At 68.0% G+C, this 21,497-nt stretch carries 21 protein-coding genes; 8 read left to right on the forward strand and 13 right to left on the reverse strand.

Features of this window, described 5'->3' with window-relative positions; all coding sequences use genetic code 11:
• Positions 1–251: 251 nt before the first annotated feature.
• From ada to ASC79_RS04180, 4 genes are all read left to right on the forward strand, one after another.
• Complete coding sequence (gene ada / locus ASC79_RS04165; protein ID WP_056020092.1) at positions 252–1,307, forward strand: bifunctional DNA-binding transcriptional regulator/O6-methylguanine-DNA methyltransferase Ada; 1,056 nt, start codon at positions 252–254, stop codon at positions 1,305–1,307.
• On the forward strand, positions 1,304–2,035 hold the full coding sequence (locus ASC79_RS04170) for a 2OG-Fe(II) oxygenase (protein ID WP_056020094.1): 732 nt from the start codon (positions 1,304–1,306) through the stop codon (positions 2,033–2,035). The genes ada and ASC79_RS04170 overlap by 4 nt, the downstream gene beginning before the upstream one ends.
• A gap of 111 nt (positions 2,036–2,146) precedes the next feature.
• On the forward strand, positions 2,147–3,364 hold the full coding sequence (locus ASC79_RS04175; protein ID WP_056021019.1) for a dipeptidase: 1,218 nt from the start codon (positions 2,147–2,149) through the stop codon (positions 3,362–3,364).
• A gap of 63 nt (positions 3,365–3,427) precedes the next feature.
• Entirely contained in the window at positions 3,428–4,231 is an 804-nt protein-coding gene (locus ASC79_RS04180) for an enoyl-CoA hydratase/isomerase family protein (RefSeq protein ID WP_056020097.1), read from the forward strand.
• Between the two features lie 11 nt (positions 4,232–4,242).
• Here ASC79_RS04180 and ASC79_RS04185 read toward each other — a convergent pair whose 3' ends face one another.
• From ASC79_RS04185 to ASC79_RS04195, 3 genes are read right to left on the reverse strand one after another with little or no spacing between them, the layout of a single operon-like run.
• A complete protein-coding gene (locus ASC79_RS04185) occupies positions 4,243–5,901 on the reverse strand; it encodes an amidohydrolase family protein (protein WP_056020100.1) in 1,659 nt (552 codons plus the stop codon).
• Positions 5,889–6,110 carry a hypothetical protein gene (locus ASC79_RS04190; RefSeq protein WP_056020103.1) on the reverse strand — a complete coding sequence of 74 codons (222 nt, stop codon included), beginning with the start codon at positions 6,108–6,110 and terminating at the stop codon, positions 5,889–5,891. The genes ASC79_RS04185 and ASC79_RS04190 overlap by 13 nt, the downstream gene beginning before the upstream one ends.
• Entirely contained in the window at positions 6,107–6,313 is a 207-nt protein-coding gene (locus ASC79_RS04195) for a hypothetical protein (protein WP_056020106.1), read from the reverse strand. Before ASC79_RS04195 ends, ASC79_RS04190 begins: the two co-directional genes overlap by 4 nt.
• Before the next feature lie 245 nt (positions 6,314–6,558).
• On the opposite strand from ASC79_RS04195, the gene uvrA reads away from it, so the two are divergent.
• Positions 6,559–9,456 carry an excinuclease ABC subunit UvrA gene (gene uvrA, locus ASC79_RS04200; protein ID WP_056020109.1) on the forward strand — a complete coding sequence of 966 codons (2,898 nt, stop codon included), beginning with the start codon at positions 6,559–6,561 and terminating at the stop codon, positions 9,454–9,456.
• On the opposite strand, the gene ASC79_RS04205 is transcribed toward uvrA, so the two are convergent.
• Positions 9,453–9,998, reverse strand: coding sequence for a methylated-DNA--[protein]-cysteine S-methyltransferase (locus ASC79_RS04205; protein WP_056020112.1), 546 nt, complete (start codon positions 9,996–9,998; stop codon positions 9,453–9,455). The two genes, uvrA and ASC79_RS04205, sit on opposite strands and share 4 nt — an antisense overlap.
• A 139-nt stretch (positions 9,999–10,137) precedes the next feature.
• On the opposite strand from ASC79_RS04205, the gene ASC79_RS04210 reads away from it, so the two are divergent.
• Entirely contained in the window at positions 10,138–10,749 is a 612-nt protein-coding gene (locus ASC79_RS04210; protein WP_056020115.1) for a glutathione S-transferase family protein, read from the forward strand.
• On the opposite strand, the gene ASC79_RS04215 is transcribed toward ASC79_RS04210, so the two are convergent.
• On the reverse strand, positions 10,746–11,663 hold the full coding sequence (locus tag ASC79_RS04215) for a hypothetical protein (RefSeq protein ID WP_056020118.1): 918 nt from the start codon (positions 11,661–11,663) through the stop codon (positions 10,746–10,748). The two genes, ASC79_RS04210 and ASC79_RS04215, sit on opposite strands and share 4 nt — an antisense overlap.
• A gap of 129 nt (positions 11,664–11,792) precedes the next feature.
• Between ASC79_RS04215 and trmFO the strand changes: the two genes are divergently transcribed.
• Positions 11,793–13,199 (forward strand): methylenetetrahydrofolate--tRNA-(uracil(54)-C(5))-methyltransferase (FADH(2)-oxidizing) TrmFO, encoded by a 1,407-nt coding sequence (trmFO, locus tag ASC79_RS04220; protein ID WP_056020121.1) that lies wholly within the window; start codon positions 11,793–11,795, stop codon positions 13,197–13,199.
• Here the strand turns inward: trmFO and ASC79_RS04225 are convergent, their stop codons facing one another.
• From ASC79_RS04225 to yajC, 6 genes are all read right to left on the reverse strand, one after another.
• Positions 13,200–13,892, reverse strand: coding sequence for a squalene/phytoene synthase family protein (locus tag ASC79_RS04225; RefSeq protein ID WP_056020125.1), 693 nt, complete (start codon positions 13,890–13,892; stop codon positions 13,200–13,202).
• Positions 13,893–13,953: 61 nt separating this feature from the next.
• On the reverse strand, positions 13,954–14,559 hold the full coding sequence (locus tag ASC79_RS04230; protein ID WP_056020130.1) for a urate hydroxylase PuuD: 606 nt from the start codon (positions 14,557–14,559) through the stop codon (positions 13,954–13,956).
• Positions 14,560–14,629: 70 nt separating this feature from the next.
• Positions 14,630–14,989: an Mth938-like domain-containing protein gene (locus ASC79_RS04235; RefSeq protein WP_056020134.1), complete on the reverse strand. Its 360-nt coding sequence runs from the start codon at positions 14,987–14,989 to the stop codon at positions 14,630–14,632.
• Positions 14,990–14,996: 7 nt separating this feature from the next.
• Positions 14,997–15,935 (reverse strand): protein translocase subunit SecF, encoded by a 939-nt coding sequence (gene secF / locus ASC79_RS04240; protein ID WP_056020136.1) that lies wholly within the window; start codon positions 15,933–15,935, stop codon positions 14,997–14,999.
• Positions 15,936–15,946: 11 nt separating this feature from the next.
• Positions 15,947–17,548, reverse strand: coding sequence for a protein translocase subunit SecD (secD, locus tag ASC79_RS04245; RefSeq protein ID WP_056020139.1), 1,602 nt, complete (start codon positions 17,546–17,548; stop codon positions 15,947–15,949).
• Between the two features lie 15 nt (positions 17,549–17,563).
• Positions 17,564–17,914: a preprotein translocase subunit YajC gene (gene yajC / locus ASC79_RS04250; RefSeq protein ID WP_082531928.1), complete on the reverse strand. Its 351-nt coding sequence runs from the start codon at positions 17,912–17,914 to the stop codon at positions 17,564–17,566.
• Positions 17,915–18,029: 115 nt separating this feature from the next.
• Between yajC and ASC79_RS04255 the strand changes: the two genes are divergently transcribed.
• Positions 18,030–18,869 (forward strand): ATP-binding protein, encoded by an 840-nt coding sequence (locus ASC79_RS04255; protein WP_056020143.1) that lies wholly within the window; start codon positions 18,030–18,032, stop codon positions 18,867–18,869.
• 41 nt (positions 18,870–18,910) lie between these two features.
• Here ASC79_RS04255 and ASC79_RS04260 read toward each other — a convergent pair whose 3' ends face one another.
• Both ASC79_RS04260 and ASC79_RS04265 read right to left on the reverse strand, forming a co-directional pair.
• A complete protein-coding gene (locus ASC79_RS04260) occupies positions 18,911–20,734 on the reverse strand; it encodes a LysM peptidoglycan-binding domain-containing protein (protein WP_056020146.1) in 1,824 nt (607 codons plus the stop codon).
• Between the two features lie 94 nt (positions 20,735–20,828).
• Positions 20,829–21,497, reverse strand: coding sequence for a protein-L-isoaspartate(D-aspartate) O-methyltransferase (locus ASC79_RS04265; RefSeq protein ID WP_056020150.1), 669 nt, complete (start codon positions 21,495–21,497; stop codon positions 20,829–20,831).

Here is a 21,497-nt window from a genome sequence, read left to right on the forward strand (position 1 = left end):
AAACCATGGACAGATTGACGTTCGGGACGAGGTGGATGTTCGTCGCGATGTCCATGGCGGGGCCGTCTCCTTGCGGTGAGCGTCCGATATAGGGGCCGTCGCGCGGCTTCGCAAATCGCGGTTTCCGGACCTGGCGCTGCAGCGGCGCTTGCGATCGGCCCGCGCTGTGCGGATTTGAAAGCAAGAGCCGGAGTTTCACGGTCCCGACGGGGGCCTATCCCATCGCTCACCAGATCGATGGAGCATTTGAGATGCAGATCGCATTCGACACCGAGAGCGCCCGCTGGGCCGCCCTCGCCGCCCGGGACGCCGCCGCCGACGGCGCGTTCTTCTATTCCGTGCGCACCACCGGCGTGTATTGCCGGCCGTCCTGCGCGGCCAGGCCCGCTCGCCCCGAGAACGTCGCCTTCCACGCCAGCACCGCCGACGCCGAGGCCGCCGGCTTTCGCCCTTGCAAGCGCTGCAAGCCCGACCAGGCGCCGCTGGCGCAGCGCAACGCCGCGGCGGTCGCGGCCGCCTGCCGGCTGGTCGAGAGCTCAGAGGAGCTTCCGGGCCTGGAAGCCCTGGCCGCCGGAGCCGGGCTGAGCCCGTTCCACTTTCACCGGGTCTTCAAGTCGGTCACCGGCCTGACGCCGAAGGCATACGCCGACGCCCGCCGCGCCGAGCGGGTCCGCCAGGCGCTGGCCGGAACCGGGACCATCACCGAGGCGATCTATGACGCCGGCTTCAACTCCGGCGGCCGATTCTACGAGCAGTCGCAGAAGGTGCTGGGCATGACCCCGACCCGGTTCCGGGCCGGCGGCGTGGCCGCGCAGATCCGGTTCGCGGTCGGCGAGTGTTCGCTTGGCTCGATCCTGGTCGCGGCCACCGAGAAGGGAGTCTGCGCCATCCTCTTCGGGGACGACCCGGACCACCTGGCGCGCGATCTGCAGGACCGTTTCGACAAGGCCGAACTGATCGGCGGCGATGCGGCGTTCGAGAAGCTGGTCGCCCAGGTCGTCGGCTTCGTCGAGCATCCTCGGCTGGGCCTGGACCTGCCGCTGGACGTGCGCGGGACCGCCTTCCAGCAGCGGGTCTGGCAGGCGCTGGCCGAGATCCCGGCCGGGGAAACCGCCAGCTACGCCACGGTCGCGGCGAAGATCGGCAAGCCGACGGCGATCCGCGCCGTGGCCCAGGCGTGCGCCGCCAACGCGCTGGCCGTGGCCATTCCCTGCCATCGGGTGGTGCGCAACGACGGGGCGCTGTCGGGCTATCGTTGGGGCGTGGAACGCAAGCGCGCCCTGCTGGACCGCGAGGCGGCGGCATGAGCGCGGCGGCTCTCCAACCCCCAGCCGGTGAAGGGCGCCTGGCGTCCTTCGACTGGCCGCAGGTCGAGCGCGACCTCGACGCCCAGGGGTCGGCGCTGTTGCCCGGCCTGCTGACGCCCGACGAGTGCGCGACGATCGCCGCCCTCTACGCCCGCGACGACGGCTTCCGCAGCCGGGTGGTGATGAGCCGCCACGGGTTCGGGCGCGGCGAATACCGATACTTCGCCTATCCCCTGCCCGCCCTGGTCGGCGGCCTGCGGACGCGGCTCTATCCGCGTCTGGTCCCGATCGCCAACCGCTGGAACGAGGCCATGGGGATCGCCGTGCGCTATCCCGCCGACCACGCCGCCTTCCTGGAGCGCTGCCACGCCGCCGGCCAGCAGAGGCCCACGCCGCTGCTGCTGCAGTACGGCCCCGGCGACTTCAACTGCCTGCACCAGGACCTCTATGGCGAGCACGTATTCCCGCTGCAGGTCGCGGTGCTGCTGTCGGAGCCGGGCCGCGACTTCACCGGCGGCGAGTTCGTGCTGACCGAACAGCGGCCGCGCATGCAGTCGCGGGTGGAGGTCGCACCGCTGCGCCAGGGCGACGGGCTGATCTTCGCGGTCCACCATCGGCCAGTGCGCGGAACCCGCGGCAGCTATCGCGTCACCATGCGTCACGGCGTCAGCCAGCTGCGCAGCGGCCAGCGCCACACCCTGGGCGTCATCTTTCACGACGCGTCGTGACCGCGAACGCCTGAAATTCAGGCGCCGCGCCGACGCAGGGCAACTGAGGCTTGCGCAGACTCTCCGGAATGCTGAAGGTTCGCGCCATTCAGGTTTCGGGGAGTGGCGTTCGTGCTCAAGTTTGGTCTTCCGCTCGCGGTTCTGTTGGCGAGCGCTTCGCCTGTCCTGGCCCAGGCTCCCAAGGTGAAGCCCGAGACCAAGATCCTGCACGAGAACCTGATCGTGCTGGACACCCACTTCGACACCCCGGCCAACGAGGCGAACCCCAGCTTCGACATCCGCGCCCGCAACAAGGTCGAGGACGGCAGCCAGGTCGATTATCCGCGGATGGTCGAGGGCGGCGTCGATGGCGGCTTCTTCGTGGTCTTCACGCCGCAGGGCGCCAACACCAAGGAAGGCAACATCGCCGCGCGCGACCATGCCCTGCTGCGGACCATGGTCATCCACGAGATGGTCGCCAAGAACGACGATATCTTCGCCCTGGCGACCAAGGCCGACGAGGCCGCGGCGATCAGCCAGAGCGGCAAGCGGTTCGTCTACATCAGCATGGAGAACGGCTCGCCGGTCGCCGGCGACCTGACGCTGATGAAGACCTTCTACGACATGGGCGTGCGAATGATCTCGCCCGTCCACTTCGCCAACAACGACCTGGCCGACAGCGCCACCGATCCGAAGGGGCCCATCCACGGCGGACTGTCGGCGCAGGGCAAGCAGTTCGTCGCCGAGGCCAACCGTCTGGGCATGCTGCTCGACGCCAGCCACGCTTCCGACCTGGTGCTGGACCAGATGCTGGACCTGTCCAAGGCCCCGATCATCCTCTCGCACTCGGGCGCCAAGGCGATCTACAACCACCCGCGCAACGTCCCCGACGACCTGCTGCGCAAGCTGGCGGCCAAGGGCGGGGTGATCCAGATCAACGCCTTCTCCGGCTACATGAAGGACATGCCGGACATTCCCGAGCGGCGGGCGGCGCTGGCCGAGCTCAACAAGGCCTATGGCCCGGCGCGCGACATCCCGGCCGACAAGCGCGACGCCTATCGCGCCGCGCGCAAGGCGATCGAGGACAAGTACCCGATGCCGCGGGCCAATATGGACGACCTGATGAAGCACATCCTGCACGCGGCCCAGGTCGCCGGTAAGGATCACATCGGTGTTTCCGGCGACTTCGACGGCGGCGGCGGCATCGAGGGCTTCGACGACATCACCTACTTCCCCGCCCTGACCGAGCGCCTGGTCGCGGCCGGATTCAGCAAGGAAGACCTGGCCAAGTTCTGGGGCGGCAACGCCCTGCGCGTGCTCAAGCAGGCGGACGAACTGAAGGCGAACTAGCTGCCGCTTGCCTGACGCGGCGGCGACGGGCGCAGGCTCCTTCGAAACCTCGGAGGGCCTGCGATGTACGAACACCTCGAGCTGCGCCAGGACGGCGACGTCGTCTGGGCGACCATGAACCGGCCCGAGCGGCTGAACGCCCTCAACCGCAAGCTGGTCGAGGAACTGCGCGACTTCTTCGTGGGGCTCTATTGGCGGCGCGACGTGCGGGTGGTGGTGCTGGCCGGCGCCGGCGGGGCGTTCTGCGCCGGGCTGGACCTCAAGGAGCGCAACTCCGCCGCGCCGGGCGGCCGTTCGGTCGGGGCCAGCCTGACCGGCCAGCGGCAGATCAGCGAGATCGTCATCGCCATGCGCCGTTGCCCGCAGCCGATCATCGCCTGCGTCGACGGGGCGGCCAGCGGCGGCGGCTTCGCCCTGGCGCTGGCCTCGGACATCCGGATCGCCACGCCGCGCACCCGCATGAACGCCGCCTTCATCCGCATCGGGCTGTCGGCCTGCGATATCGGGGTCAGCTACTTCCTGCCGCGGATGGTCGGCTCGTCGGTGGCGGCCGAGTACATGCTGACCGGCCGCTTCATCGACGCCGAGCGCGCCTATCAACTGGGCCTGGTCAGTCGGGTGGTCGCGCCCGAGGCTATGCAAGCCGAGGCGCAGAGCTTCGCCGCCGACATGCTGCACGCCACCCCGCTCGGCCTGCGCCTGACCAAGGAGGCGCTGAACCACGCCATCGACGCGCAAGGCTTGGAGGCGACCATCGCCATGGAGGACCGCAACCAGATCCTCGCCAGCCTGGACGGCGACTTCGGCGAGGGGGTCGCGGCGTTCCTGGAAAAGCGCCCGCCCAACTACGAGCGGCGCGAGGGCTAGGCCGCGAGAGCCTAGGTACAGACCACGCCCGACCGCGCCTCGGTATAGGCGCCGGCCGTGTAGGCCACCTCGCCGTTGACCAGCACCGTGTCGATGCCGCGTGCGTCGCGGACGTAGCGCATGCCCTCGCCCGGCATGTCGAACACTGGCCGCTCTTCACCCCGGTCGATGGTGTCGGGATCGAAGATCACGATGTCGGCGGCATGGCCGGGCGTCAGGCGCCCCCTGCCCTCCAAGCCCCAGATGTCTGCCGTCTCGGCGGTGATCTTGCGGACGGCCTGCTCGAGGCTGAGACCGCCCGACTTGCGGACGAACTCGCTGAACAGGTAGCCGGTGTCGCCATAGGTCGAGAACGAGGCGATGTGCGCGCCGCCGTCGCTGGCCCCGATATGGACCAGCGGATGGGCCAGCATCGGGCCGATTCGGTCGGTGGCCTCGTGGCCCATGTCCGCCGCCAGGAAGGCGACGTCGAGGCCGTGTTCCAGCGAGATGTCGATGAGCGCCTGGGCCGGAACCTGGCCGCGCTCGGCGGCGATTTCGCCCAGGGCCCGGCCGACCATCTGCGCCGGCGCGGCGTCGCCGCCGCGCACGATCAGTCCGCCCATCATCCGCTGGCCGCCGTCGGCGCCCAGGTCCTCGACCATCTTGGCGACGGTTTCCGGGTCGTTGAGCGCGTGGAGCCGCGCCTCCAGCGGCTGGCGAAGCACACGCACCCAGCGCGGCAGGCGCGCGAAGAACAGGCTGGGCCGCAGCAATGAGAAGCTGATGTCGATCGGCCGGGTCTGCATCTGCGGCCAGACCCGCGCGCCGCGGGCGAACTGTTCCTCGACCCGAGCCAGGATCCGCGGGGCGTTGTCCGGCGTCGAGGTGTTGTCGAACACCGGAGAGAAGGTGGTCGGGATGCCGTGCTTCAGCGACAGCTCCGACAGCTGATCGATGCGCGCGATGGTGATGTCGACGTCGTAGAACTCCGGCACGCACTGGAGCATGCGGCCGAACTCCCCCAGCACCGCCGAGAGGGCGTCCAGTTCGGGGAAGTCGGCGAACCGGCTCGGCACCGGGCGGCCGTGCTCATCCAGGTCGACGAAGCTGGTCGAGAGCCCCACGGCCCCAGCCTTCAGGCATTCGCGCAGGACGTCCTGCATCGCGGCGACCTCATCGGGCGTGGCCGTGCGCTGCTGCGCCGCCTCGCCCATCACCCACAGGCGGATGACGCTGTGGCCGACCAGCGGCGCGACATTGATCGAGAGGTTGCGGGCGATGGCGTCGCGATAGCCGGCGAAGTCCTCCCAGGTCCAGTCGAAGGCCTGGGTGAAGGCTTCCGGCGGCATCTCCTCGATCTGCTGGAACATGCCGACGACCTTGGGCCGGTCAGCCGCTTTCAGCGGGGCCAGCGACAGCGAGCAGTTGCCCGGCACGATGCAGGTGACCCCGTGCTCCAGGGCCGGACGCGCCGCGCCGTCCCACAGCAGCTGGACGTCGAAGTGAGTGTGCGGATCGATGAAGCCAGGCGCCACCACCCGGCCGCCGGCGTCGATCTCTCGCCTGGCCGAACCGCTCACCGTCCCGACAGCGGCGATCAGGCCGTTCTTGACCGCGACATCGCCCCTGAAGCCGGCTTCTCCCGACCCGTCAACCACGAGCCCGTTACGCACGATTACGTCGAACATGCTCCCTCCAACAGCTTGCGCCAGGAATGCCCGGCCAGTTCGTCCAGGTGCGCCGCCCCGCAGGCGGCCATGAGTTCCAGGCCCTTCTCGGCCTCCAGCACAACGACGCCCTCGGTCCCGCCCGGATAGCGAAGACGCAGCACCAGTTCGGCCGCGCCGTCGTGACCGGCCGCAATCTCCGCCCCGGCGATCACGGCCTCTTCGCTCATCGCCGCGGCGGCTCCACGAACACCACGTCGCTGCCGAGGATCAGCCCGGCCGGCTTGCGCATCGCGAAGATGTGGAGGTTCCAGCTGCGGATCTGATCGACGGCGCTGTCCAGCGGCTCGCCCGGCAAGGCGCGGGCGGCGATGTCCTGCACGCTCTCGCCGGCCATCGGGGTCACGAAGCGCCGCTGTATGGTAAGGTCCATGGGCTTCCTCCGGTCTTGTCGGACGAAAGCGTGCTCGGCCCTCCGCCGCGTAAGTCGAGGGGAAATCGCGCGCCTGCTGACAACACTGCTGACAGGTTTGTGCGCGCCGCGCGCTAGAACCTGCCGGTGATATCGCCGCAGCGGGTTTGTTCCCCGAATGTTCCCGTGTTATCGGTGAGTCTCGGAACTACATTGGACGGGAGCCGCTGAGGGCATCGGCGGCTGAAAGCGTTTTCCGGAAAAACATGGCCGAACAGCTGAATTTCATCCGTGTCCGCGGCGCCCGCGAGCACAATCTGAAGGACGTCAGCGTGGACATTCCGCGCGGCGAACTCGTCGTGCTGACCGGCCTGTCGGGCTCGGGCAAGAGCTCGCTGGCGTTCGATACGATCTACGCCGAGGGCCAGCGCCGCTATGTCGAGAGCCTCTCGGCCTATGCGCGCCAGTTCCTGGAGCTGATGAGCAAACCGGACGTGGACCTGATCGAGGGCCTGTCGCCGGCCATCTCGATCGAGCAGAAGACCACCAGCCGCAATCCGCGTTCGACGGTCGGCACGGTCACCGAGATCCACGACTACATGCGCCTGCTGTGGGCGCGGGTGGGCGTGCCCTATTCGCCGGCCACCGGCCTGCCGATCGAGAGCCAGACCGTCAGCCAGATGGTCGACAAGCTGACCGCCCTGCCCGACGGCGAGCGGCTCTATCTGCTGGCGCCCGTGGTGCGCGGCCGTAAGGGCGAGTACCGCAAGGAAATCGCCGAGTGGCAGAAGGCCGGCTTCCAGCGGTTGAAGATCGACGGCGAGTTCTATCCGATCGAGGACGCGCCGACGCTCGACAAGAAGTTCAAGCACGACATCGACGTGGTCGTGGACCGCCTGGTCACCAAGGGCGGCATGGAAACCCGCTATGCCGACAGCCTGGAGACCGCGCTGCGGCTGGCCGACGGCATCGCCACCGCCGAATGGGCCGACAAGTCCGAGGGCGAGGATGAGCCGCGGCGGTTGATCTTCTCGGAAAAGTTCGCCTGTCCGGTCTCGGGCTTCACGATCAGCGAGATCGAGCCGCGGCTGTTCTCGTTCAACAATCCCTACGGCGCCTGCCCGGTGTGCGACGGTCTGGGGGCCAAGCTGGCCTTCGACCCCGACATGATCGTGCCCGACAAGGACAAGACCCTGCACAAGGGCGCCATCGCGCCCTGGGCCAAGGGTCCCTCGCCGCTCTACACCCAGACCCTGCAGGCGCTGGCCGCGCACTACGGTTTCTCGATGGACATGCCGTGGTGGAAGCTGCCCGAGGGCGCCAAGATGGTGGTGCTGTACGGGTCGGGCAGCGAGAAGATCAAGTTCGTCTACGACGACAACGCCCGCAAGTACGAGGTCAACAAGACCTTCGAGGGCGTGCTGCCGAACCTGGAGCGCCGCTGGCGCGAGACCGATTCCTCCTGGGTTCGCGAAGAGCTGGGCCGCTATCAGTCCGACACGCCGTGCGAGGCCTGCGAAGGCTATCGCCTGAAGCCTGAAGCCCTGGCCGTGAAGATCGACGGCAAGCACATCGGCGAGGTCAGCCGGCTCTCGATCAAGCACGCCGGCGAGTGGTTCACCGACCTCGACAACCATCTGACCGAAAAGCAGATGGAGATCGCCCGGCGGATCCTGAAGGAAATCAACGATCGTCTGCGGTTCCTGGTCAATGTCGGCCTCGACTACCTGAACATGAGCAGGGCCTCCGGCACCCTGTCCGGCGGCGAGAGCCAGCGCATCCGCCTGGCCAGCCAGATCGGTTCGGGCTTGACCGGCGTGCTCTACGTGCTGGACGAGCCTTCCATCGGCCTGCACCAGCGCGACAACACCCGGCTGCTCGAGAGCCTCAAGGGCCTGCGCGACCTCGGCAACTCGGTGCTGGTGGTCGAGCATGACGAGGAGGCGATCATGACCGCCGACTACGTCATCGACATGGGACCGGCGGCCGGCGTCCATGGCGGCGAGGTGGTGGCCGAAGGCACGCCCCAGCAGGTGATGGACAATCCGAACAGCATCACCGGGCAGTACCTGTCAGGCGTTCGCGAGATCGAGATCCCCGAGGATCATCGCCCGATCTCCAAGAAGAAGGTGCTGCGCGTCGTCGGGGCCACCGGCAACAACCTGAAGAACGTGACGGCCGAGATCCCGACCGGGACCTTCACCTGCATCACCGGCGTGTCCGGCGGCGGCAAGTCGACCTTCACCATCGAGACGCTCTACAAGGCCGCGGCCCGGCGGCTGCACAACGCCTCGGACGCCCCTGCCCCGCACGAGAAGATCGAAGGGCTGGAGCACTTCGACAAGGTCATCGACATCGACCAGTCGCCGATCGGGCGCACGCCACGATCGAACCCGGCCACCTATACCGGCGCCTTCCAGCCGATCCGCGACTGGTTCGCGGGCCTGCCGGAATCCAAGGCCCGGGGCTATGGGCCGGGCCGGTTCAGCTTCAACGTCAAGGGCGGCCGCTGCGAGGCCTGCCAGGGCGACGGCCTGATCAAGATCGAGATGCACTTCCTGCCGGACGTCTACGTCACCTGCGACGTCTGCCACGGCAAGCGCTACAACCGCGAAACGCTCGAGGTTCTGTTCAAGGGCAAGTCGATTTCCGACGTCCTCGACATGACCGTCGAAGAGGCGGCGGACTTCTTCAAGGCCGTCCCGTCGGTGCGCGACAAGATGGAGACGCTCAAGCGCGTCGGCCTGGGCTACGTCCAGGTCGGGCAGTCGGCGACGACGCTCTCGGGCGGCGAGGCCCAGCGCGTGAAGCTCAGCAAGGAGTTGTCGCGCCGGGCGACCGGCAAGACGCTCTACATCCTCGACGAGCCGACCACCGGCCTGCACTTCGAGGACGTCAAGAAGCTGCTGGAAGTGCTCCACGAGCTGGCCGACCAGGGCAACACCATGGTGGTCATCGAGCACAACCTGGATGTCGTGAAGACCGCGGACTGGATCGTCGATTTCGGTCCCGAAGGCGGCGACGGCGGCGGCGAGATCGTCGCCCAGGGCAGCCCCGAACAGGTTGCCGCCAACCCGCGCAGCTGGACCGGCCGCTACCTGGCCGACATCCTCAAGAAGCACGACGAGCGGCGCAACGAGCGCAGGGCCAAGCTCCGGGCCTAGCGCCCGCCGAACAGCGGCAGGGTGTCGGGGGCCAGCGCGCCCTCGATCTCCAGCATGCGCAGCTTGGTGTCCGCCCCGCCGGGCGCCGAGAACCCGCCCTTGCGGCCGCCTGCAGCCAGGATGCGGTGGCAGGGCACGACGATGGGCCAGGGGTTCGCGCCCAGGGCCTGGCCCACGGCGCGGGACAGGCTGATGTCCCCAAGGCGCCTGGCGATGTCGCCGTAGGTCAGCGTCTGACCGGGCGGGATGGCGCGGGAAATCGCATAGACCTGTGCCGCCAGTGGTGCGACGTGGCCGTCGTCGAGCTGCACTTCCCGCAGATCGCGCTTCTCGCCGCGCAACAGCGCCTGCATGCCGGCGATGGCCTCGGCGACGGGCCCCGGCGGCTCGCCTTCGGGTGCGTCGGGGTGGCGGCGCGCGATGCGGGCGCGCGGATCGCCGCCCTCGGTCAACGGCAGCATGACGCCGGTCAGTCCCACAGCGTTCCAGGCGACGCCGCAAAGGCCGATGGCGGTGTCGAACAGGGCGAAACCTTCGGACATGGCGAGGATCCTAGCACCGCGCCGCGCCGTCCGCTGGCGGCATTCGGACTCTCACCCTGGCGCAGCGTGATCGGGCTTGCTTTCAAACAGGCGTTCGAAATAGCCTCGCCGCATACTTAGAGAATTAGGGAGCGACCCAATGAAACTTTACGGCGCGCCGATGCCGGCGCCGAACCCCCGCCGCGTGCGCATTTTCCTGGCCGAGAAGGGCATCGACCTGGCCGAGACGCCGGTCAACATGATGAAGCGCGAGCATAAGTCGTCGGACTTCCGCGCCAAGAACTCGATGGGCCAGCTGCCGACGCTGGAGCTGGACGACGGGACCTGCATTTCCGAGACCGTCGCGATCTGCCGCTACTTCGAAGAGACCAACCCCGAGACGCCGCTGTTCGGCCGGACGGCGGTCGAGAAGGCGCTGATCGACCAGTGGATCCGCCGTGTCGAGTTCGCGGTGATGATGCCGGTCGGCAATTTCTGGCGGCACGCCCATCCATATACGGCCGCGCTGCTGACGCAGTTCAAGGACTTCGGCGAGTCCAACAAGGAGACCTATCAGGGCGCTCAGAAGTACCTCGACCGCGAACTGGCGGGTCGTGAGTTTCTGGTCGGCGACACCTACACCATGGCCGACATCTGCCTGCTCTCGACGGTCGACTTCGCCGAATGGATCGGCCTGCCGGTCGAGGACGAGTTCGAGAACCTGAAGGCGTGGCGCGAGCGGGTGAAAGCCCGGCCGAGCGCGACCGCCTAGGCGGCCGGCTCCTTGGCGTCCGGCGTGGTGACGACGGGCGCCTTGGACAGCTCCCGATAGGCGATGGCCGCCGGGGCGATGATCACGGCGTAGTAGAGGGCGCTGATCCAGGCCGCGACCAGCAGATAGATGATCATCACCGGCGAGAAATAGCTCGTCAGCGAGGTCTGGTCCGGAGCGAAGATCGCGCCCGTCGCCTGAAGGTCGCCGCCCAGGGCGATCGCCGTCAGAGCCACGAAGATGGTCGTCGCCAGCAGCGCAACCGCCACGATTCCGCAGATGGCCAGCAGATAGGCGCCGGTCAGCCGCCAGAACTGGCCGTGGGTGAGCCGCCAGGAGTCGAACAGGGCCAGTCGGCGCTCGGCGAAGGTGATGGCCGGAGCCAGCGACAGGCGCACCGCGGCGTAGAACAGCAGACCCAGGAAGAACATCTCGGTCGCCGCGCCGACCAGGATCGCCGCGCCGCCGCCAGCCGCCGAGGCGGCGAAGGCGATGAGCCCCGCGGCCAACACGACCACGGCCAGCGTCAAGCAGGCGAGAATGACGTAGACGAAGGTCAGCAGCGCCAGGCGCGCCTCGTCCATGCTGAGCTTGAGATAGGCGAAGCCCTTGTCCTCCGGACGCAGCAGGATCCGGTAGACGGCCGCGGCCATGACGCACTGGACCGCCAGGCCCATGATCATCATCGGCGCCAGGTCGCCCATCGCCTTGAGGAAGGCCTGAGGGCTGGCGGCCTGCTCGCCGGCGCTGGCCTCGAGGACGGCCCGCGCCTCCTGTCCGATGCTGACCAGATAGACCGCGCTGCACACGCTCACGAGAAACGCGAACACCGCCCAGACAAGGACGATCTTCGGTCGTTCGCGCGTAATCCGGAAACCTTCGAAAGCGGCGTCGGTCGCCGAGAACGCAGTCATCTCATTCCTCTGGCCAAGCCGTCGCTAATAACGAGTCGGCCGCTGTTTGGCTGCGGACTCTGGTGGGGGACGTGCACGCCCGCAAGGCCCCGCTCGCGAAGTGTTACGATCGTTGCTAGTTAGTCACGCATGTCGATCCAACCTGTACATATCGTCGGCGGCGGCCTGGCTGGCTCCGAAGCCGCTTGGCAAGTCGCTCAGGCCGGAGTTCCGGTCGTCCTGCATGAAATGCGCCCGGTCCGTAAGACCGACGCGCACCATACCGACGGCCTGGCCGAACTGGTCTGTTCCAACTCGTTCCGCGCCGACGACTGGACGGGCAACGCCGTCGGTCTGCTGCATCACGAGATGCGCAAGCTGTCGTCGATCATCATGAGCTGCGGCGACGCCCACCAGGTCCCCGCCGGCGGCGCGCTGGCCGTGGACCGCGACGGCTTCTCGCAGGCCGTCACGGCCCGGCTGGAGGCCCACCCGCTGGTGACCATCGCCCGCGAGGAAATCGCCGGCCTGCCGCCTGCGGAGTGGGACAACGTGATCGTGGCCACCGGGCCGCTGACCTCGCCCGCGCTGTCGGCGGCGATCCTCGACCTGACCGGCGAAGGCGAGCTGGCCTTCTTCGACGCCATCGCGCCGATCGTGAACTTCGACTCCATCGACATGGACATCTGCTGGCGGCAGTCGCGCTATGACAAGGCCGGGCCGGCGGGCGACACGGCGGCCTATATCAACTGTCCCATGGACAAGGCCCAGTACGAGGCCTTCATCGATGCGCTGCTGGCCGGACCGAAGTCCGAGTTCAAGGAGTGGGAGAACGTCCCCTATTTCGACGGCTGCCTGCCGATCGAGGTGATGGCCGAGCGCGGCCGCGAAACCCTGCGCCACGGGCCGATGAAGCCGGTCGGCCTGACCAACGCCCACAACCCCGAGGTCAAGGCCTACGCCGTCGTTCAGCTGCGGCAGGACAACGCCCTGGGCACGTTGTGGAACATGGTAGGCTTCCAGACCAAGCTGAAGCACGGGGCCCAGACCGAGATCTTCCGCACGATCCCGGGCCTGGAGAAGGCCGTCTTCGCGCGTCTGGGCGGCCTGCACCGCAACACCTTCCTGAACAGCCCCAAGCTGCTGGACGCCCAACTGCGGATGAAGAACCAGCCCCGGCTGCGCTTCGCCGGCCAGGTGACCGGCGTTGAAGGCTATGTCGAGAGCGCCGCCGTCGGCCTGCTGGCTGGCCGTTTCGCCGCCGCCGAACGCCTGGGCCGTCCGATCGACCCGCCGCCGGCCACGACCGCGCTCGGCGCCCTGATCGGCCACATCACCGGCGGCCACATCGACGCCGGCAAGGGCTCGTTCCAGCCAATGAACATCAACTACGGCCTGTTGCCGCCGCTGGAAGCCGCCGGCCCCAAGCGCCGCGACGACGGCAGCCGGATCGGCGCCAAGGAACGCGGCCGCAACAAGAAGCTGGCGGTCGGTGAACGTGCCCTGGCCGATCTGGAAACCTGGGTCGCCGGGGCGACGGCGATGGCGGCCGAGTAGCTAGAGCCTCCCGCGGGCGGTCGCCCAGAACAGGCGAAGGCGCGCCTCCAGATCGGAGGCCCGCCGTCCCTGCGCCCTGGCCCGCGCCAGGGTCGCGTGGGCGACGGCCGGGAAAGCGGCGACGGACATCCCCTGCCCCGCCGCCAGGGCTTCGGCCAGAGCCGCCTGAGCGGCCTCTCCATCCATGCCCGCAGTCCCCATCAGCAGGCCGATGGCCCAAGCCTCGCCCGCCCGCTCGGCCTTGACGAGGTCGGCATTGGGATCGAGGACCAGCGCCGCCGTCCGCGCCACGCCGCCAGCGGACGAGCGCGCCCACTCCAGGGCGTCGGCGAGGTTCATGGGCGCGGCGTCCAGCTCGCGGTAGCGGGCGTCGATCATCGCCTCCAGCGGGGCGCGCGGCAGAGCATGGCGGGCGATGGCGGCGGCCAGCGCCTGGGCGGTCGGGTGATGGCGGACAGGCCGCCCCTCGAAGACCTCGTCCAGCACCTCGCGCCACCAGGTCAGGCGAATCTCGCCCATCAGCGCGTTGGAGGCCACCTTCGGCGCTCGGGCCAGCTCATAGTCGAAGGCGTAGATCGCCAGGACGTCGGCGCGGGCGGCCGCGTCTGCGATGAAGCGGCTCGACAGCCAGCGTTCCGGGTCAAGCCGGCGGGCCTGGTCGTCGAGATCGGTGGCGGGTTCGTTTTCGGACATCACACAAAAGCAAAAGGCCCGCCGGATGGGCGGGCCTTCCGATCTTAGACGGCTTCGGCGGCTAGCCGAAGATGGTCTGGTTCATAGTCATGGTGACCAGCATCGGCAGCGACAGCAGCGTGTTGGTGCGCGAGAACAGCATGGCCAGCTTGCCGGCCTTGGCCTTGGCGTCGGCGTCGCCTTCAACCAGGCCCAAGGCGATCTTCTGGTTCGGCCAGATGAAGACCCAGACGTTGATGAACATGATCGTCGCCAGCCACATGCCGACGCCGATGAAGGTGTGTTGCGGCACCTGGAAGCCGTCCAGAGCGCCCAGGCTGAACGCCTGGAACAGATAGCCGCGGTTCCAGGCCAGGATCACGCCCATGATCCAGGTGGCGAGCGCCGCATAGCGGAACCAGAACAGCGCCTCGGGCGCGATGTACTTCGAGACCGCCGGCTTCAGCTCGGCCGGGATATCCGGCATCTTACGGATCTGGACGAAGTTGAAGTAGTAGAGCAGACCAATCCAGAGAATGCCGAAGAAGGTGTGCATCCAGCGGAACACGGCTTGCCAGAAGATGCCGTCGGTCGAGCCGTAGTGGCTCATGTACCCGACGACCATGACGACCGAGAGCACGAAGCTCACAATCATGGTGTTGCGGAAGTTGGACAGCAGTCCCTGCATGGATTTAGCCCCTCACGATTCCAGCCCTGAGCCCGGATATAGGGCGTTTCGCCACAGGCGAAAAGCCAAGCTAGACCGCAATCAATGCAGCGGCGAGCTTGCGGCCCTCGGCCGTGAGGATGTTGTAGAGCCGGCAGGCGGCGGCGGTGTCCATGAATTCCAGCCCGATCCCGGCCCGCTGAAGGGCGTCTCGGACCGGCCGCGGCGGCAGAGCATTGGCGTGCCCGGCCCCCAGCAGCACGAATTCGACGTCCGAGCGGCCGACCTCGATCACATCGGCGAAGTGCTCGGGCGTCAGGTCGGCCATCGAGCGGACGGGCCAGACCCTGGCCTCGTCGCGCAAGATCAGCAGGGAGCCCTCGTGCCGGCCGGTGGAGAGGCGGAAGCCGCCGTCTCCGTACGCGTCGATCTGGGGAGCGTCCCTGGCCATGGCGCGCCTAGCGGGCGGCCATGGGCTTGAGGGGCTCGGCGGGCTCGTCGCCGCGCTTCACACCCCAGAGCAGGATGATCGGCAGGGCCACGTAGATCGACGAGTAAGTCCCGACGACGACGCCGAACACCATGGTGATGACCAGCGGGAAGAGCACCGGGCCGCCGAAGAACACCGCGCCGGACAGCGCCAGGATCGCCGTGGTGCCGGTGATCAGGGTGCGGGACAGACGTTCGTTCTCCGACTTGTTGATGATGTCGGCGAGCGGCGCGGTCTTGTACTTGCGCAGGTTTTCGCGAAGTCGGTCGAAGGTGATGACCTTCTCGTTCATCGAGTAGCCGATGACGGTGAGCAAGGCGGCGATCGAGGTCACCGAGAACTCAAGGTGCGTCAGCGACAACATGCCCAAGGTCAGCAGCACGTCGTGGAACACCCCGACCACGGCGCCCAGGCCGAACTGCAACTGGAAGCGGAACCAGATGTAGAGCAGCATCAGGAACACCGCGACGCCCAGGGCCAGGAAGCCGCTGGTCATCAGTTCGCCTGAGACCTTGGGGCCGACGACCTCGACCTTCTTGAAGGTGATGCCCGGGAAGGTCTTCGACAGCTCATTCTTGATGCGCTGGGCGCCTTCGACGGGGTCGACGCCCTCCGCGGTGCGGAAACGCAGCATGGCCCCGTTGGGCGCGCCCAACTGCTGGACCTGCGCGTCCTCGCCGCCGACGCGCATCATGGTCTGGCGAAGCGCGCCGATGTCGACGGGGCCCGGCGTCTGCACCTCGATCATCGAACCGCCGATGAAGTCGATGCCCAGGTTCAGGCCCTTGGTGAAGAACGACACGCCCGAGAGCGCGATGAGGATCGCCGAGAAGATCGCCGCATAGGGCGCGAGCCGCACGAAGTTGAAGTGAAACTCGCGCGGTAGAAGTCGGATCAGAGGCCACATGTTCTCGAACCCTAGACGATCGGCAGAGCCTTCGGCCGGGTGGCGCGGAACCACAGACCGATAAGCACTTGAGTGATGACGACGGCGGTGAACACCGAGGTGATGACCCCGATGAGCAGCGTCCAGGCGAAGCCGCGGATCGGGCCCGAGCCGAACTGGAACATGATCAGCGCGGAGATGGCGCTGGTGATGTTGGCGTCCATGATCGAGACCAAGGCCAGCGAATAGCCGTGTTCAAGCGCCGATATGGGCGACCTGCCCGCATGCGCTTCGTCCCGTATCCGCTCGTAGATGAGCACGTTGGCGTCGACGGCCACGGCCAATGTCAGGATCAGGCCGGCGATGCCGGGGAAGGTCAGCGTCGCCTGTGTGAGCGACATGATCCCCAAGATCAGCAACACGTTCACGATCAGCGCGATCGCGGAGAACACGCCGAACAGCCCATAGGCCAGGATGATGAAGACGATGATCGCCACGCCGCCGATAGCCAGCGAGATGATGCCGGCCCTGACGGCGTCGGCGCCGAGTTCGGCCCCGACGGTCGACTGCTGCTCGACCTTCAGCGGAGCCGGCAGAGCGCCGGCGCGCAGCAGGATGGCGAGGTCATTGGCGCTCTGCGGCGTGAAGCTGCCGCTGATCTGACCGTTGCCGCCGGTGATCGCGCTCTGGATCACGGGCGCCGAGATCACCTTGCCGTCGAGGACGATGGCGAAGCGCTTGCCGAGGTTCTGCGAGGTGGCGTCGGCGAACCGGCGCGCGCCCTGGCCATTGAAGCGGAACGACACGACGGGCTGGCCCGACTGCTGGTCGAACTGCTGCTGGGCGTCGGTCAGCATCTCGCCGGTGACCAGCGCGCGCTTCTTGAGGACGTAGGACTGCGAGAATCCGTCGTCGGCCGGATAGACCTGCGAACCGGGAGGCACGCGGCCGGCAGCCATGTCTTCCGGGGTGACCGTCTCGTCGACCATCTGGAAGGTCAGCTTGGCGGTCTGGCCGATCACGTCGCGCAGACGTTGCGGATCGCTTTCGCCAGGCGCCTGAACCACGATGCGGTTCACGCCCTGACGGACAATGGTGGGCTCCTTGGTGCCCAGTTCGTCGATCCGGCGGCGCAGGATCTCGATCGACTGATCGACCGCGCGGCCGGCCTCGGCGTTCATCGCGTCCTGAGACAGCGACAGCCGAATCCGGCCGCCGCCCTCGGCGGCGACGGTGATCCCGCTGCCGCCCGGCGCACCGGCCGTCGCGGCGGCCACCGTGCTGCGCAGCTTGTTGACCGCGGTGTTGGCCTGAGCCGGATCGTTGATCAGAACGCTGACCTGGTCATTGACCAGGCGCAGTTCGGCAAAGGGGATATTGGCCTCGCGCAGCTGGGTGCGCACGTCTTCCAGGAGGTTGGAGAGCTTCTCCTGCTTGAGCGCGGCGGTGTCCACTTCCAGCAGGAGGTGCGAGCCTCCCTGCAGGTCCAGGCCGAGGTTCAGGGTCTGCTTGGGCATGAACCCCGGCAGGCTGTCGCGCACATTGGCGGGCAGCATGTTCGGCAGGGTGAACACCACGCCGAAGATCGCCGCAAATACAACGGCGATCACCTTCCAGCGCGAAAGATTGATCATGTGTGCGTCGAGCCCTTAGGCCTTGGGGTCGTTGGCCGCAGCCGGTTCGCCGCGGACGCGGACCTCGGCGATCATGCCTTTGACCACCTTTACCGTGACGCCTTGGGCGATTTCGAGGCCGACTTCCTTGTCCTCGACGCGCACCACCTTGCCGACCACGCCCGAGTTCAGCACGACGGTGTCGTTGCGCTTCAGGTTGGTGATCATCTGTTGGTGCTGCTTCATCCGGCGCTGCTGCGGGCGGATCATCAGGAAGTAGAACAGGACGACGAGGCCGACGAGCGGCAGGAACTGGATCAGCAGGTCCTGCGGACCGCCCGTAGGGGCGCCGGCGGCGGTTTGGGCGAAGGCGGGCGTGGCGAACATGGCGCTCCGAAGCTCATAAGTCGGGCGCGTCTCGGCCCGGATTTCAAGTCGGCGGAAGCTATGCGCTGCGTCTTCGTTTTGCAATGGAAGCGCCGTGCGGCTAAGCACCTTCGCCATGGAAGACGCGTTGAAGCCAGTTCTCGTCCGTATCGCCGAAGCCCTGGAACGCTTGGCTCCTCCGGCCAAGGTAGCCCCGGCGTTCGACGGAGCCCGCCTGTTCCGGCACGATCCCGTGACCGGCGCCTTCCATCCTGCGCCCGACTATCCGCTGCCGCTCGATTCCCTGCTGGGCGTCGATCGCCAGAAAGCGCGGTTCCTTGAGAACCTGGAGCGCTTCGCTCGCGGCGTGCCGAGCAACCACGCGCTGCTCTGGGGCGTACGCGGCACCGGCAAGAGCTCATTGACCAAGGCCGCCTTCATGCAGGTCGTGCAGTCCGCGCCGGACCTGAAGCTGGTCGAGGTCGACCGTGACGAGGTCACCCAACTGCCGGCCCTGTTCGACGTGCTGCGGGGCCGCAGCGAGCGGTTCGTGGTGCTATGCGACGACCTGTCGTTCGAGGAAGGCGCGGCGGCCGCCAAGGCGCTGAAGTCGGCGCTGGAGGGCGGCGTCTCGGGCCCGCCGACCAATGTGCTGTTCGTGGCCACGTCCAATCGCCGGCACCTGATGCCGCGCACCAACACCGAGGACCGCGGCCTGGTCGCCTCGGCGGAGGACGCCGAGGAAGAGGTCAGCGTCTCGGATCGTTTCGGGCTGTGGGTCGGCTTCCCGCCGATGGACCAGGCGACCTACCTGGCCGCGGTCAACGCCTATGCCAAGCGCTATGGGCTGGGCGATCCGGAACTCGACCGCCGCGCGCTGCAGTGGGCGCAATTGCGCGGCTCGCGCTCAGGCCGCGTCGCCTATCAGTTCATCCGCGACCTGGCCGGCGAACAGGGAAAGTCCCTGCCCCTCTAAGGATGGACGGTTCCTCCTCGTAGGAAGAGGAACCGGGACTCCTATTTCGGCAGCACGAGCTTGGGATCGATCGGGCGCGCGCGTTCCTGCGGCGTCGGGGCGTAGCGGACCTCAAAGTGCAGTTGAGGTTCGGAGACCCCGCCGGTGGAACCGGCCTGGCCGACCTGCTGTCCCTGCACGACCTTCTGCTGCATCTTCACGTCGACGCGGGCCAGGTGGCCATAGGCGGTGACCCAGCCGTCGGTGTGCTTGACCAGCACCAGATTGCCGAAGCCGGGCACCTGGTCGCCGGCATAGACCACATCGCCGGCGGCCGCGGCGCGGACCGTCTCGCCCTGCGGCGCACGGATGTTGATGCCGTCGTTGCGCTGGCCGGTGCCCTTGGGGCCGTAGTCCGAGACAATGTCGCCGCGCACCGGCCAGACGAAGCGTCCACGGCCGAAGCTGGAGATCTGCGCGTCGGTCGGCGTCCCGGTCGTCGGCGCAGGCGCCGGCGTGACCGGTGCGGGCGTCGTGGGCCTGGGCGGCGGCGGCGCAGGCCGCGGAGGCGTCGGCGCGGGCGTCGGGGTCGTCGTGGACGGCGGCTGATATGGCGTCGACGGCGGCTGGTAGGGAGTCGCCGGTGGTTGGTATGGGGTCGCCGGTGGTTGGTATGGGGTCGCCGGCGGTTGGTATGGCGTCGGCGCAGGCGGCAAGGGCGCAGGCGTCGGCCGCGGCGCGGCGACTTCCTCGCGGATCGCGCCACGGTCGCGATAGCCAGAAGGCAAGATCACCTGCCGGCCCGACTTGATCGACGCGCCGACCCGCAGGCCGTTGGCGTCCGCCAGAGCCTTCTGAGTCACGCCGAAACGCCGCGCGATCAGCGCCATGGTGTCGCCCTGGCCCGCGACATAGGCCTTGGCCTTGGTCGCCGGTCCCTTGAGCACCTGTCCCGGCTGCAGGGCGTAGGGCGCCTTCAGCTTGTTGTCGTCGGCCAGGTCCTTGCGGGTGGTGTCCAGGTCGCGGGCGATGGCGTCGAGATTGTCGCCCTTCTTGACCGTGTAGGTCTTCGGCTTGCCGGTCGTTTCGACCACCTTGCCGGTCACGCGCATGCGGACGGTGGTCTGCGGCTCGTCCACGACAGGCGTCGGCGGGGCGGGTTGGGTGGTGCGCGGCGGGCTCGCCGGAGGCTGGTACGGCGCCGGGCCGCTCGAAGACACCGGGACCTGGGTGCGGACGACCGTCGGACCCTTGTCCTTGTAGCCGTCCGGCAGGATCAGGCGCTGGCCGGGCGAGAGCGGGGCCTCGACCTCGCGCTCGTTGGCCTCGGCGATCGCCGCGGCGGTGACGCTGAACCGGCGGGCGATGGCGAACAAGGTGTCGCCGGACTCCACCACATAGGCCTTCACGTTGGAGCCCTTGGGGCCCTTCAGCACCTGGCCCGGACGCAGGGCGTAGGGCGCCTTCAGATCATTGGCCTCGGCCAGCAGCCTGCGGTCCGTGCCGAGGCTGCGGGCGATGGCGTCGAGGTTGTCGCCCGACTTGACGGTGTAGTCCTTGGCCGGCCCGGCGGTGTCGACCACGCGGCCGGCCACGGTCGTGCGGGTCACGGTCTGCATCGCCGGAGGAGTCGAGGGCGGAGGCGGAGGCAGCGGCTGCGCCGGCTGGATGCTGGGCAGCGGCGTGGACTGGACCGGCGGCGTGGGACGCGGCGCGAGCGCGCCCTCGTCTGGCCGAACCACCGGCGGCGAGGCAGGCGGCGGTTGGCTGGGCGCCGGATTGGGCCGGGTCGGGAAGTTCGGGCGCATGGGCTCGGCCGTGGTGCAGGCGGTGAGCGCCGTGCCGGCCAGGAGGAATAGAACCGTACGCGAAAGAGAAAGCGTCATCGCCGCTCCGGAGAACATTGGATCGGAATCAGTCGAGGCGTCAGGGTTAATGATGGGTTACGGCCGACGCCCAGGCCACCCAATTAGTCGTGCCTCACGGCTCTTTGGCGACGCCGTCGAGCAGAGGAACGAAGCGGACGTCAGTCATGTTTTCGGCCCGGAAACCGCCCGCCCCGTCGCCGAGGTATCGGATCAGCTTCTGCACCGGCCCCTTGCCCACGGGCGCCACCAGGATGCCCGAAGGTTTCAGTTGTGAAAGCAGTGCCTTGGGCTCATCCGGCGCCGCCGCCGTGACCAAAATGCGGTCAAAAGGCGCCTGCTCTGGCCAACCCAGGCCGCCGTCGCCGAAACGCGTGATGACGTTGGTCAGACCCAGTTGCTTGAAGCGGCCCTCCGCCTCCCCCAGCAGGGTGCGGTAGCGCTCGACGGTGTAAACCAGCCGGGCGAGCTTGGAGAGGATCGTGGTCTGGTAGCCGGAGCCGGTGCCGATCTCGAGCACGCGCGAGCGCGGCTCGACCTGCAGGGCCTGGCTCATCAGGCCGACGATGAACGGCTGGCTGATCGTCTGGCCGCAGGCGATCGGCAGGGCCGAATCCTCGAAAGCCCGTTCCTTGAACAGGTCTGGCGTGAACAGCTCGCGCGGCGTGGATTCGAGCGCAGCCAGCACCGCGGGATCGCTGACGCCCTGCGAACGCAGAGCCAGCACCAGGCGCGCAAGCTGGACGTCCCGCCCCTCTCCGCTGTTGTCGTCTTGCTTGGCCAT

The organism is Phenylobacterium sp. Root1290, from assembly GCF_001425305.1.
In the GTDB taxonomy this organism is placed as follows: Bacteria; Pseudomonadota; Alphaproteobacteria; order Caulobacterales; family Caulobacteraceae; genus Phenylobacterium.

Excerpts from the sequence above, each read along its gene's own strand:
- ASC79_RS04225 (WP_056020125.1), bottom strand. The coding sequence starts at position 13,892 with ATGTCCGAAAACGAACCCGCCACCGATCTCGACGACCAGGCCCGCCGG.
- trmFO (WP_056020121.1), top strand. The coding sequence starts at position 11,793 with ATGTCGATCCAACCTGTACATATCGTCGGCGGCGGCCTGGCTGGCTCC.
- ada (WP_056020092.1), top strand. The coding sequence starts at position 252 with ATGCAGATCGCATTCGACACCGAGAGCGCCCGCTGGGCCGCCCTCGCC.
- uvrA (WP_056020109.1), top strand. The coding sequence starts at position 6,559 with ATGGCCGAACAGCTGAATTTCATCCGTGTCCGCGGCGCCCGCGAGCAC.
- ASC79_RS04210 (WP_056020115.1), top strand. The coding sequence starts at position 10,138 with ATGAAACTTTACGGCGCGCCGATGCCGGCGCCGAACCCCCGCCGCGTG.
- yajC (WP_082531928.1), bottom strand. The coding sequence starts at position 17,914 with ATGTTCGCCACGCCCGCCTTCGCCCAAACCGCCGCCGGCGCCCCTACG.
- ASC79_RS04215 (WP_056020118.1), bottom strand. The coding sequence starts at position 11,663 with ATGACTGCGTTCTCGGCGACCGACGCCGCTTTCGAAGGTTTCCGGATT.
- ASC79_RS04230 (WP_056020130.1), bottom strand. The coding sequence starts at position 14,559 with ATGCAGGGACTGCTGTCCAACTTCCGCAACACCATGATTGTGAGCTTC.
- secD (WP_056020139.1), bottom strand. The coding sequence starts at position 17,548 with ATGATCAATCTTTCGCGCTGGAAGGTGATCGCCGTTGTATTTGCGGCG.
- ASC79_RS04195 (WP_056020106.1), bottom strand. The coding sequence starts at position 6,313 with ATGGACCTTACCATACAGCGGCGCTTCGTGACCCCGATGGCCGGCGAG.
- ASC79_RS04235 (WP_056020134.1), bottom strand. The coding sequence starts at position 14,989 with ATGGCCAGGGACGCTCCCCAGATCGACGCGTACGGAGACGGCGGCTTC.
- ASC79_RS04180 (WP_056020097.1), top strand. The coding sequence starts at position 3,428 with ATGTACGAACACCTCGAGCTGCGCCAGGACGGCGACGTCGTCTGGGCG.
- ASC79_RS04265 (WP_056020150.1), bottom strand. The coding sequence starts at position 21,497 with ATGGCCAAGCAAGACGACAACAGCGGAGAGGGGCGGGACGTCCAGCTT.
- secF (WP_056020136.1), bottom strand. The coding sequence starts at position 15,935 with ATGTGGCCTCTGATCCGACTTCTACCGCGCGAGTTTCACTTCAACTTC.
- ASC79_RS04260 (WP_056020146.1), bottom strand. The coding sequence starts at position 20,734 with ATGACGCTTTCTCTTTCGCGTACGGTTCTATTCCTCCTGGCCGGCACG.
- ASC79_RS04255 (WP_056020143.1), top strand. The coding sequence starts at position 18,030 with ATGGAAGACGCGTTGAAGCCAGTTCTCGTCCGTATCGCCGAAGCCCTG.
- ASC79_RS04190 (WP_056020103.1), bottom strand. The coding sequence starts at position 6,110 with ATGAGCGAAGAGGCCGTGATCGCCGGGGCGGAGATTGCGGCCGGTCAC.
- ASC79_RS04185 (WP_056020100.1), bottom strand. The coding sequence starts at position 5,901 with ATGTTCGACGTAATCGTGCGTAACGGGCTCGTGGTTGACGGGTCGGGA.
- ASC79_RS04205 (WP_056020112.1), bottom strand. The coding sequence starts at position 9,998 with ATGTCCGAAGGTTTCGCCCTGTTCGACACCGCCATCGGCCTTTGCGGC.
- ASC79_RS04170 (WP_056020094.1), top strand. The coding sequence starts at position 1,304 with ATGAGCGCGGCGGCTCTCCAACCCCCAGCCGGTGAAGGGCGCCTGGCG.